Here is a 12,641-nt window from a genome sequence, read left to right on the forward strand (position 1 = left end):
TTGCCAAAACTAAATAATTTGCTAATTGACAAATTTTCTAATTATTTTCCAACCTTTTTATTTTTTCTTCGTTTATAAGGGCAAATTGGAGGACTTATGAAAAAGAAAATATTTACATCTGCTAAACTATTGTTAATGGGAGTTATCCTATTGTGCTACCTTGTTTTTAGCGCTTGTTCAGCACTCACGCTTGAGTTTGAAGAGAGGGACTTGACCATTACCAATCTTGACGGCAAGACCATTCCCATAAGAGTTGAGCTTGCTCGCTCCATACGAGAGATGTCAAAAGGTTATATGGGGCGTGAGAATATTCCCGAAGGAACGGGTATGCTTTTTATCTTTAAAAGAGACGAAAAGTTAAGCTTTTGGATGAAAGATACACCTACTCCCCTTTCGATTGCGTTCATTAATTCGAATGGCGAAATTCGCGAAACACGCGATATGACACCGTTCAGCCATCAAAGTGTGGATTCATCGGAACCTGTGCGTTATGCTCTTGAAGTGCCTCAAGGATGGTTTGAAAAAAACAACATAGGAAAGGGCTGTACAATCAAACTGCCGTAACCGATGAAGTTGAACAATCTCCTGTTTTTCTACATCGTACTTAATTTGAACCTTAAAAAGAATAAATCATTCATCATTTAAAGAAAAATGCAAATCGACCATCGTCTCATTGAGAAAGCTCAGCGCAACGACCGCTTAGCGCAAAAGCAGTTGTACGACCAGTACGCTCCTGCTTTGCTGAGTGTGTGTAGGCTGTACATTAGTGATTTGCAATTCGCTGAAGATGCCTTACTGAAAGCCTTTTTCAAGATATTTACCAGTCTATCTAAATATGAAGAACAAGAACACTTCTATGCGTGGATACGCAGGATTACTGTAAATGAATGTATAGATTTTCTCAAAAGCAAAGCGCAAAAGCTATCCTTCACCGATTGGAGCGATACTTACGACACTATCGACGAGAGTGAGTTAGACAATGAATCTTTTAACGATGAACAAATACAAGCCTTTATAGATAAACTTCCTTCTGCCTGTCGTACCGTTTTTAACCTTTATGTGTTTGAAAATGAATCTCACAAGCAGATAGCAGAGAAGTTAGGTATTAGTGAAGGCACTTCTAAATCGCAATTGGCTTATGCCAAAAAACTTTTACAACAATACGTTACAAACTATAAAAAAAGAGCTTAAAAAATGTGGAAAGATAGCATACAACGCCTATTTAGGTATCGGAAAATCACCCCCTCGCCTACCCTATGGGAACAGTTAGAGGCGCAATTAGCCGAGAGTGAAGCCCAACAAGCAAAGCACAAAAGCCGAAAAGTGTGGTATTACGCCATAGCTACCTGCTTGCTATTGTGCCTCGGGATAGGGTATTTGTTACAACAGCAACAAACCAATACAAACCCTGAATATCAATCGCAGAAAGTAGTAGTTGTAACCACAGAAAAAGAAAACGTATCATCTGTTGGTACTACTTTCACTCCTACTGCGATAACCGAAACTCCCAAAGTTCCCATAGTCCAAAGGACTCTTACAACTTTGCCAGCTACTAAGAGTTCCATAGCTTCTCCTGCCCTCCTTGATATCAATGAGGTAGATACTCTTTTTGCCGAGTATACTGCCGATGCTATTGAAACCAGAATTACAAAACAGATGGAAAAGCAAATAGCAGGGGATTTACAGCAACTATCAGCAGAAGACTTAGCTCTTATCGCTACTACTCAAGCTCAACTCAACCAATATGTAAATCAAAAATACGAGCAAGATGCTACTTTTAACACCATTGAAAGGGACTTGCTTAGAAACAGGGTAAAACTATTAGCTGAAAGGCTACTAAAAGAAGTAGGAACACGCGTTGTTTTAAACAATAAAGACTAAAAATAAATATCAAAATGAGAACATTACATTTTTTATGGGTGATTTGCTTGTTGGCGACAAGCGTCACCTTCGCACAAGACCATTCCAAAGAAGCTATCAAAAAATCGAAATACACGATAGACTCTATTGTATTTGCAGAAAAAGAAACGCTCAAAAAGAAACTTTCAGCCGTAAATCAGTTGCTCAAAGAGAAGAAAATCAGTGAAGAACTGAGTCAGCAGATGAAAGAAGAGCTCACGGCTACTACCGAGAAGAATATCAAAGAAAAGACAGCTGCTGAAGCCGAACATTTAGCGAAACTCATACGTGAAGGAGCGACATCAGCCTCCACAGAAACCCAAACCAATACGGTTACCACAGCTAAATCGGATACGTATAAGCGCGCAATGGAAGAATTAGAAACTATTTTCCGCAAGAAAGAAGAGAAAAAAGTGAATACCAATCGTGCCTTAGACGAAATAGGGCTTTATATGGCAGTAGGTTTTCACAACTTAAACAGTAGCAATGGCTTTGGTGATAATCGTTTTAAACCCTTAGGTTCTAAATCGTTTGAATTGGGCTTTACATCAGGGTTTCGCTTGCTTAAAACGAACAATTTGTTGCATATCAACTATGGAATTGCCTGGATGCACGACGGACTCAAATTCAAAGAGAGCGAGTACTTTGTAAGAGAAAACGGCGTAACAAAATCGGTGGAGTATACTGCTAATAAACTTAACAAATCGAAATTGCGTACCAATTACCTCATCGTGCCTGTGGACTTCGAATTTGATTTTACACCTCCTAAAACTAAGAACGGAGTGACCATTTACCCTGTTCACGACAGTTTCAGAGTAGGTTTTGGGGGTTATGTAGGGGTATCCATAGGCAACAGTCAGAAAATAAGATATGACGATGGTTCTATTCATAAAAATGTTATAAGAGAGGACTTAAATATCAGTCCTTGGGTATATGGACTTTCGGCACATTTAGGATATAAAAGTTGTGTGCTTTACGCTCGATATAGCCTCGCTCCTCTTTTCCGCAACAATCCTGTAAACGAGTATCCTTTTTCTATAGGGATACGTTTTGGAGATTAAAAGATTTGTTTTATATCTCTTAGCTAAAATTTATTTTCCTGAAAATAGTATTATAATCAAAAAAACTTTGTACCTTTGCAACGTTGCTTGTAAAGGTACTTTTTTTGTTTGGTATAAAAAGTAGCCTTTTGGACGATTCAAAAGATAACGGAGGATTTCAGAAGTAGTGTGAGAGGATTTTTGATGAAAAAAGGGTATTGGAAGGGTGTACTTAGCTTATAGGGAGCTTATAGGAAGCTTATACGAATCTTGGACGATTGGTATAGAAAGGGTATATAAGTGATTGACTCATAATACAATACAACAGTGCTAAAAATGTTAAAAACGGGGTTTCGAGACGAAAGAAAGAGAAATAGGTGTTAGGACTAAGGCCTTAGGCACTAGGAGGGGAGTATGACGAAAAAAGGAAGAAATGACGAGTGACGATTGACGAATGACGAATAACAGATGAAGAAGATAATATTATAAGGGGGAACTGAAATGAGGGAAAAGCGATTGAGAAATGGTATTGTATGAAACTAATGATACATAAAACATCTAAAAATTGACAACTAACGACTAAACACTAAATATAATGAGTAATACAAAGAAAATTAATCCCGACTATGTGTTTGAAACCAGTTGGGAAGTATGTAACAAAGTAGGAGGTATTCACACAGTGATTACCACGAAAGCTCCGAGTATTGCGAAACAATTCAGAAGGAAATACATTCTGATTGGTCCCGATATTTGGCAACACAACGAAAATAAAGAATTTGTAGAAAACCCCGAACTCTTCAAATCGTGGCGTGCTAAAGCAGCATCTGAGGGCTTGCGCGTGCGTGTGGGGAATTGGAAAATAGAAGGCAACCCCATAGTAATTCTGGTAGATTTCTCTCATTATGTAAGTGCCAAAAACGAGATTTTGCGTTATTATTGGGATAATTACAAGCTCGATTCTTACAATAGTCCGTGGGATTACGTAGAGTCGGTGCTTTTTGGTTATGCAGTAGGGAAGGTGATTGAGAGCTTTGTGAAGTTCAACACTGCTTCACGCGAAAACGTGATTTGCCATTTCCACGAATGGATGACCGGTAGTGCACTACTCTATTTGGAAGAAGAAATGCCTAAAATAGGTTCGGTATTCACTACTCACGCTACCGTAGTAGGTCGTGCGATTGCCGGCAATGGTTATCCGCTCTACAACGATATGAAGAACTACAAACCCGAAGAAATGGCCTATCGGTTTGGGGTACAACACAAACACTTCCTCGAAAAAGAAACTACTAAAGTAGCCGACTGCTTCACTACGGTAAGCGAAATTACTGCCCAAGAAGCGTTGCACTTCCTCAGTAGAAAAACTGATATCATCACGCCTAATGGCTTCAACGACGCCATAGTACCAGCTGAAAAAGATTTTGATAAGAAGCGCGCAGAAGCTAAACAGCGTCTTATCAGCGTGGCACAGGCTTTGGTAACCCAACCTATTAGCAAGGATACCAAAATTGTAGCTATCAGCGGTAGATATGAGTTCCGCAACAAGGGTATCGATGCCTTTATTGATGCCTTGGGAGCACTGAATCGGAATTCTAATAACAAGAAAGAGCTTTTGGCTTACATCTTAATTCCTACAGCTCACGATGCGCCTAACCAAGGATTGCTAAACAATTTACACAACCCTCAGCAAACTACCGAAAACGAACAAAAGCACCTTACCCATATTCTCCCTGATGTGTATCACGATGCGATAATGACTCGTATTTATGAGCAACAGCTCTTCAATCGGAAGGAAGATAAGGTAAAAGTGATTTTCTGTCCAAGTTATCTCAATGGCAACGACGGGGTGTTCAACCTTTCTTATTACGACTTGCTCATCGGGTTAGACGGCACCGCTTTCCCATCGTACTACGAACCTTGGGGCTATACACCACTTGAAAGTTTGGCTTTTAAAGTGCCTACCATTACCACTACTTTGGCAGGTTTTGGCAAGTGGGTGAACGATTATTACCCCGAAAAACAAAAAGCGATAGAAGTAGTACCGCGCACCGATAGCAACTACGGTGAGGTAGTAGGCGCGATTGCTAAGAATATTCAGAATTTATTAGACAGGAAAGAACAAGACTTCCAAGAGCTTCGCGAAACAGCAGGTAAAGTATCAGAAATCGCTCTGTGGAAGAACTTGGTACAATACTACATAAAGTGTTATGAACTCACTCTTGAAAATATAGAGGACAGAGTGGAGAGTCTGCCTCCGGTAGAAACTGATGGAGTGGCATATTTAGAGAAATCGAAGGTGGTGAACACGCCTAACTGGCGCAGTGTGATTATCCACCGTGCAATTCCAGAAGCCTTACAACCGCTCGAAGAACTCGCTAAAAACCTTTGGTGGTGCTGGAATGACGAGGCTTACGAAGTTTTTAAATACATAGATAAAGCCCAATGGATAGAAGTGCGTAAGAACCCTATTGCATTGCTGGACAGCATCTCACTTACTCGTTATAAAGAATTGGAGCAAGATGCGGTATTTATGCGCAATCTTTCGAAAGTATATGGTGATTTCCAAGCCTATATGGCTAAGAAATCGGAGATGGTAAGTCCGTCTATCTCTTATTTTAGTATGGAATACGGCTTGCATTCTTCCTTGAAGATTTATTCAGGAGGTTTGGGTATCTTGGCGGGCGATTACCTAAAAGAAGCCAGCGACAAGGCAACTAAAATCACTGGGGTAGGTTTGTTATACCGCTATGGTTATTTCACTCAAAAACTATCTTCAGCAGGTAACCAAGAAGCCGACTACGAAGCACAAGATTTCTCGAAGATACCGGTAACGCCTGTAACAGATGAGAGTGGAAAATGGTTGATTATATCAATAGATTTACCAGGCAGAACCCTATATGCACGTGTATGGCGTGTGGACGTAGGTCGTATAGAGCTTTATCTTCTCGACACCGATTTTGAGAACAACCGCGAAGACGACCGTTCTATCACCCACCACTTGTATGGAGGCGACTGGGAAAACCGTCTTAAACAAGAAATGTTATTAGGTTTAGGAGGTATTAAGATGTTGCGCAAGCTAGGTATCGACAGTGATATTTACCACTGCAACGAAGGGCACGCTGCCTTTATAGGTTTGGAACGCCTCAGCGAGTATATCCAAAACGAGAACCTTACTTTCTCGGAAGCGATGGAAGTGGTGCGCGCTTCGTCACTCTTTACTACTCACACCCCAGTACCCGCAGGTCACGATGCTTTTGAAGAAGGCTTATTACGCGCTTATTTAGGAAATTACGCCGATATATTGCACGTGAATTGGGAACAAATACTCGCTTTGGGTAAAATAAACTTGCAAAACCCACACGAGAAATTCTCGATGAGTAACCTCGCAGCGAACCTTTCGCAAGAAGTAAACGGTGTGAGCTGGCTACACGGTGAGGTAAGTAAAGAAATCCTCAAAGACTTGTGGCCAGGTTATATGCCCGAAGAACTTCACATTAGCTATGTAACCAATGGGGTACACCAACCTACGTGGACAGCTGGCTTGTGGAAAGAAGTAGAAAACGAGGTGTTTGGCAAAGACTACAAAACACATCACTACGACCCTAAGAGCTTTGAGGGCATCTATAAGGTATCTGACCAACGCGTGTGGGAAATCAAAACGGCTCTTCGTTCTAAGCTCTTGCGCCGTGTAGAACAAAAGCTGCGTTTAGAGAAGAACACCCCTTATTTCTCTCCACGTCAGTTAGTGGAAATCAAAGAGAACTTACGCGAAGATATCCTTACCATTGGTTTTGCGCGCCGTTTTGCAACCTACAAACGCGCTCATTTGCTCTTTACCAATATAGAGCGTTTGGATAAAATAGTGAACAATCCTGAGCGTCCTGTACAGTTCATCTTTGCCGGTAAAGCCCACCCTGCCGATAAAGCAGGACAGGATTTGATTAAGAATATTGTGGAAATCTCGAAATTACCACAGTTCTTAGGCAAGATATTATTCGTTCCTAACTACGATATGGAGCTCGCGCGCCATATGGTACAAGGGGTAGATGTATGGATGAATACCCCTACACGTCCGCTAGAAGCCTCAGGAACCAGTGGTGAAAAAGCTGCAATGAACGGAGTAATGCACTTCAGCGTACTTGATGGTTGGTGGGTAGAAGGGTATCGGGAAGATGCCGGTTGGGCTCTCCCTATGGAACGCTCCTACGAAAACCAGCAGTATCAAGACGAAATGGATGCAGAGACGATTTACAACATTATTGAAGACGAGATAGCTCCTATATTCTATGATAAGAATAAAGATGGCATCTCATCACGCTGGTGTGCACTCATTAAGAATACGATTGCCAAAGTGGCGGTAAACTTTACCACTACTCGTATGCTCACTGATTACGAAAAGCAATACTATTACCCAATGACTGAGCGTGTAACCAAGATTAAAGACAATCACTTTGCAATCGCTATTGAACTTTCGAACTGGAAACGCAAAGTAACTCAAGAATGGGATAACATAAAGGTAGTGAGCTTTAAAGTGCCTAATCGCAACGAGCAACTCATTTCTATTGGCAAAATATACAAAGGTGAAATTACCTTAGAATTGGGAGAATTACGTCCTGAAGACGTAGGAGTAGAATTGGTAGTAGCCCAACATAAAGACGATAAGTTTAAAGTACTCTCGACAAGTGAGTTTACGGTAGTGGCTCAAGAAGGGAACAAAGCTACCTATCAATTGGAAATTGCCTCAGAATATCCAGGCGCTTTGCACTTAGCAATAAGAATTTTCCCTAAAAATAATTTATTGCCACACCGCCAAGATTTCGCTTTGGTAAAATGGTTATAACAAATAAATAAATATTTCATTTTAAAGTATATACGAAGAAAATAAGCAAATATATAAAGGTTAAAAAACCACTATTTTGGAGAGATTAAAAAGAATAAGAAATGTTAAAATTAATAAAAAAATATCTCTAAAATGATTTTGTATTAAAATAATACTTATATTTGCACCAAAATTAAAATAGTAATCAAAATTCATTTTTTAAGTATGAAGAAAATCAAAGTAACTTTATTTGCTTTAGCTGCTGCTTTTTCAGTGGCAGTTCAAGCACAAGATGAAGACAGTCCTTGGCAAATAGGATTTGGAGTGAACTCCGTTGATATTCGTACCCCTGATGCATTCGGGGACTTAATGAAAGACTGGGGAGGGCCAAGCGATATCAATATCCTTCCAGCAGTTTCTCGTCTTTCAGTAGGTAGATATATCGGAGCTGGTTTTTCTGCTGAATTATCAGGTTCTTTAAACAAAATCGAAAAAGGATTCGGTTATGACAAAGATCTTGATAACAAAGTAGATTTTTCTTTCTGGTCTGCAGACTTAGCGTTGCAATACCACTTTAAATCTCTTTGGAACAAAGAGAAAGTAAAATGGTTTGACCCATTCTTACAAGTAGGTGGTGGTTATGCCGCTATTGACAACGAAGGTAAATTCCGCGCCTTAGGTGGTGGTGGTGTAAACTTTTGGTTTACCGAAAACATCGGTATTAACTTGCAGACAGCTTACCACCCTACTTTCCAATCTGATTCAAAAGAGGATTACTTCCAACACGCTGCCGGTATTACCATTAAATTTGGTAAAAAAGACCGTGATAAAGATGGTGTAGCTGACAAAGATGACCTTTGCCCAGATGAACCAGGTAAACCAGAATTAAAAGGTTGCCCAGACCGCGATAATGACGGTGTAGCTGATAAGGACGACGCTTGTCCTGATGAAGCTGGTAAACCAGAATTAAAAGGTTGCCCAGACAGAGACAATGATGGTATCGCTGATAAAGATGATGCTTGTCCTGATGAAGCTGGCCCAGCTGAATTTAACGGATGCCCTGATACTGATGGTGATGGTGTGCCAGATAACGTAGACCAATGTAAAGATGTAGCTGGTCCTAAAGAAAACAACGGTTGTCCTTGGCCTGATACTGATGGTGACGGTGTTCTTGATAAAGATGACCAATGCGTAGACGTACCTGGTCCTGCTTCAAACAACGGTTGTCCTGAAGTAACTGAAGAAGTTCAAAAGAAATTGAACGACTTTGCACGCACTATCTTGTTTGACGTAAACAAAGCTACTATCAAACCTCAATCAGCAACTGTATTGAACCAAATCGTTGACGTATTGAACCAATACAAGAATTCTAAATTCTCTATTGAAGGTTACACTGATATCAGTGGTAAGAGAGCTAAGAACCAAAAATTATCAGAAGATAGAGCTTACTCTGTTAAAGCTTATTTGATTGAAAAAGGTATCGATGAAAGTCGTTTGACTGCAAAAGGTTTCGGTCCTGATAAACCAATCGCTTCTAACAAAACTAAGAAAGGTAGAGAGCTCAACCGTCGTGTTGAAATCAACTTAGTAAAATAGTTGTTTCTCTAACCCTTTTGTTACACATAAAAAGAGGTTGCCCGTAAGGACAACCTCTTTTTAATTATTAATTGTCAGTTATTAATTACTAATTGTTTATGTTTCCTTCTATCGAAATTCAATTGCAAACCTTACCTACTAATCCTGGTGTCTATCAGTTTTACGATGCTACGGACACGCTTATTTATGTAGGGAAAGCCGTCAATTTGAAAAAGCGCGTTTCTTCTTATTTCCAAAAGGAACACGACAGTGCCAAAACACGTATTTTGGTGAGAAAAATTGTGCGTATAGAACACATAGTCGTAGCTACCGAGAGTGATGCATTACTACTCGAAAACAACCTTATCAAGAAATACCAACCGCGCTATAACATTCTCCTAAAAGACGACAAGAGCTATCCTTGGATATGTGTGAAGAAAGAACGATTTCCACGCGTATTCTCTACGCGTAGGGTAGTAAAAGACGGTTCGCTGTACTTTGGTCCTTATACCAGTATGAAAACCGTACACACACTTTTAGATTTGATAAAAGAGCTCTTCGCTTTGCGCAATTGTAATTACGATTTATCTCCGCAAAACATCGCTAACCACAAGTTTAAAGTGTGCTTGGAATATCATCTGAAAAATTGTAAAGGGCCTTGTGAAGGATACCAAAACGAAGCAGATTACAACCAGAATATTCAGCAGATTGTAGAAATCCTCAAAGGGAATTTCAAAGATGCATTACATCAGTTTAAGGAGGAGATGATGGCACTGGCTTCGGAAATGCGGTTTGAAGAAGCACATCTCATTAAGCAAAAGATACAGAGTTTAGAGAACTATCAGGCAAAATCGACCATCGTAAGTAGTAAAATTAGCAATGTAGATGTATTTTCTATCGTTTCGGACGAAGAGTACGGTTATGTAAATTTCCTACAAGTAGCCTACGGAGCGATTGTGAGAGCTCATACTTTGGAGATTAAAAAGAAATTGGAAGAAACCGATAGAGAGCTCTTGGAATACGCTATTATTGATATTCGTGAACGTTTCTTCTCTAATTCCAAAGAGATTATTGTGCCTTTTGAGGTTACTCTTTCAGAAGGATTACAAGCGACCATTCCTAAGGCAGGTGAGAAAAAACAACTCTTAGACCTATCGATGCGCAATGCCAAACACTTCCGTCAAGATAGATTCAAACAGGAGAAAATAGTAGACCCCGAACGCCATACGAACCGTATTCTCACCCAGATGCAACGCGACTTGCACCTCTCTGTCCCACCGGTGCATATTGAGTGCTTTGACAACTCGAATATTCAGGGTACGAACCCCGTATCGGCGTGTGTAGTATTTAAGAATGCGAAGCCGAGCAAAAAAGACTATCGCCATTTTAACGTGAAAACTGTAGAAGGCCCTAACGATTTTGCCTCGATGGAAGAAGCCGTGTATAGACGTTATCGAAGATTGTTGGACGAGGAACAACCTCTGCCACAACTGATTGTAATAGACGGCGGGAAGGGACAATTGTCTTCGGCATTAAAAGCCTTAGAGCAATTAGAACTGCGCGGAAAGATAGCTATTATAGGTATTGCGAAGCGTTTGGAAGAAATATATTTCCCTGAGGATAGTATTCCATTGTATTTAGACAAGCGTTCGGAAACCTTGCGAGTGATACAGCAGTTACGTGATGAAGCTCACCGTTTTGGGATTACCTTCCACCGGCAAAAACGGAGTAAATCGGCTATCGTATCGGAGCTTGATGGAGTAGAGGGCATAGGAGAAAAAACTAAAGAAACACTCTTACAACATTTTAAATCGGTAAAACGCATAAGAGAAGCTACTTTAGAGGAGCTTACCCAAGTAGCAGGTTTTAGAGGTAAGAGAGTATATGAATATTTCCAGAGTCATAAATAAAAACGAAGGCTTTATCTGTTGCTAATTACAATTTGTTTCATACCTTTAGAGCAAGTTCCATTATAGAAATAATCTATGGCGAAAGCAGTAGACAGCTCAGCTGTAATAGCTTTATAATCAAACATTATTCGGAGCTAAGACGAACAAAAGACGGTGCGAGCCGCACGGGCAGATAAAAAATGAACGAACAAATGACGAACAAACAACGAACAAACAACGAACAAACAACGAAGAAAAGACGAACAAAAGACGAAGAAAAGACGAACAAACAACGAACAAAAGATGAAGAACAGTACTACAAATCTGGGTTCTTAGAGGTGTATAATGAGTACTTTTGCTATAAAAATAATTTATTCTTTTAATTAGAAAGTTTTTAATATATTATTCATAATTATTTTGTATCTTTGTCGCAAGTTTCATCTTAGAAAAAACACCTATGAAAAAACTAAGTATGGTAGCTCTTTTGGCAATGGCAATGGTAGCTTGCAACAACAGCACCAACACAACGCAAATCACTGAAAAAGAAACCTCTATTATTATATGATAAAGTAGCGGATAAAGGGAAAGAATGAATAACTATGAAAGTTTCTGAAGCAATTAGTATCACAGATAAATTATTTGAGCTCTACAAAAAAAGATAGAGGTAAACATTCCTCTATCTCTCTCAAAAATAAAAGAAATACCTCTTACAAAGGAGAGTTTTCAGTTCTATACGGCTGTTTCTTCTATGGCTTCTTCGAAAATTGAAGGAGAAGTATTAGACATCGATAGCTATTTGAAACATAAATTAAATGGAGTAATTTATCAAAAAAACTTAGTTGAGAAACCTAACGATGTGTTTGCTGCCTATACTTTTGCTCAGAACTCCCCCCTTACTGTTGCTAACTTACTGAAAGCACATAAAATTATTACAAAGAATTTGCTAACCGACAGTTCACAAGGAAAAGTGCGTACTTCGGATATGATTATACGCGATGTGGCAAAAGGAATCGTTATCTATGAAGCCTGCGCTAAGGAAGAAGTGAAAAGTGAGTTTGACGCTTTTTGTAATTTCTTAGAAGAGCTCATAAAACGAACATTATCTGTAGAAGAAACGTTCTTCTATGCCTCATTATTGCACTTATTTTTAGTAAAGATACACCCTTTTGACGATGGTAACGGGCGTACAGCGCGCTTACTCGAAAAATGGTTCTTAGCTGAAAAAACAGGTAAAAATGCTTGGTTTATACCCTCTGAAATCAATTATTGGGAACAGCGTGAAACTTACTACAAGAATATAGCTCTGTTAGGGTTCTTTTACGAAAAACTGAATTATAATAACAGCATACCTTTCTTACTAATGCTACCTAACTTTTTGAAAAATACTACTCAATAACTGAATTATTAATTGTTAATTGCTAA

General features: G+C 39.4%; 9 protein-coding genes. All 9 read left to right on the plus strand.

Going from position 1 to position 12,641, the window contains the following annotated elements:
- The first annotated feature begins 96 nt into the window (after nt 1-96).
- A complete protein-coding gene (locus tag C3V44_RS06165) occupies nt 97-564 on the plus strand; it encodes a DUF192 domain-containing protein (RefSeq protein ID WP_106095898.1) in 468 nt (155 codons plus the stop codon).
- An 87-nt stretch (nt 565-651) separates the two neighbouring features.
- Nucleotides 652-1,191, plus strand: a complete 540-nt coding sequence (locus tag C3V44_RS06170) for an RNA polymerase sigma factor (RefSeq protein WP_106095899.1) — start codon at nt 652-654, stop codon at nt 1,189-1,191.
- A 3-nt stretch (nt 1,192-1,194) separates the two neighbouring features.
- Nucleotides 1,195-1,881 carry an anti-sigma factor gene (locus tag C3V44_RS06175; protein ID WP_106095900.1) on the plus strand — a complete coding sequence of 229 codons (687 nt, stop codon included), beginning with the start codon at nt 1,195-1,197 and terminating at the stop codon, nt 1,879-1,881.
- Nucleotides 1,882-1,895: 14 nt separating this feature from the next.
- Nucleotides 1,896-2,960 (plus strand): hypothetical protein, encoded by a 1,065-nt coding sequence (locus C3V44_RS06180; RefSeq protein WP_106095901.1) that lies wholly within the window; start codon nt 1,896-1,898, stop codon nt 2,958-2,960.
- A 574-nt stretch (nt 2,961-3,534) separates the two neighbouring features.
- Nucleotides 3,535-7,776 carry an alpha-glucan family phosphorylase gene (gene glgP, locus C3V44_RS06185; protein WP_106095902.1) on the plus strand — a complete coding sequence of 1,414 codons (4,242 nt, stop codon included), beginning with the start codon at nt 3,535-3,537 and terminating at the stop codon, nt 7,774-7,776.
- Nucleotides 7,777-7,980: 204 nt separating this feature from the next.
- Nucleotides 7,981-9,351: an OmpA family protein gene (locus C3V44_RS06190; protein WP_009410584.1), complete on the plus strand. Its 1,371-nt coding sequence runs from the start codon at nt 7,981-7,983 to the stop codon at nt 9,349-9,351.
- A 98-nt stretch (nt 9,352-9,449) separates the two neighbouring features.
- Nucleotides 9,450-11,240, plus strand: a complete 1,791-nt coding sequence (gene uvrC / locus C3V44_RS06195; RefSeq protein ID WP_106095903.1) for an excinuclease ABC subunit UvrC — start codon at nt 9,450-9,452, stop codon at nt 11,238-11,240.
- Nucleotides 11,241-11,419: 179 nt separating this feature from the next.
- On the plus strand, nt 11,420-11,602 hold the full coding sequence (locus tag C3V44_RS11960; RefSeq protein WP_129588182.1) for a hypothetical protein: 183 nt from the start codon (nt 11,420-11,422) through the stop codon (nt 11,600-11,602).
- Nucleotides 11,603-11,967: 365 nt separating this feature from the next.
- On the plus strand, nt 11,968-12,615 hold the full coding sequence (locus tag C3V44_RS06200) for a Fic family protein (RefSeq protein WP_254425405.1): 648 nt from the start codon (nt 11,968-11,970) through the stop codon (nt 12,613-12,615).
- Nucleotides 12,616-12,641: the final 26 nt, after the last annotated feature.

It is taken from the genome of Capnocytophaga sp. oral taxon 864 (assembly GCF_002998835.1).
GTDB lineage: Bacteria > Bacteroidota > Bacteroidia > Flavobacteriales > Flavobacteriaceae > Capnocytophaga > Capnocytophaga ochracea.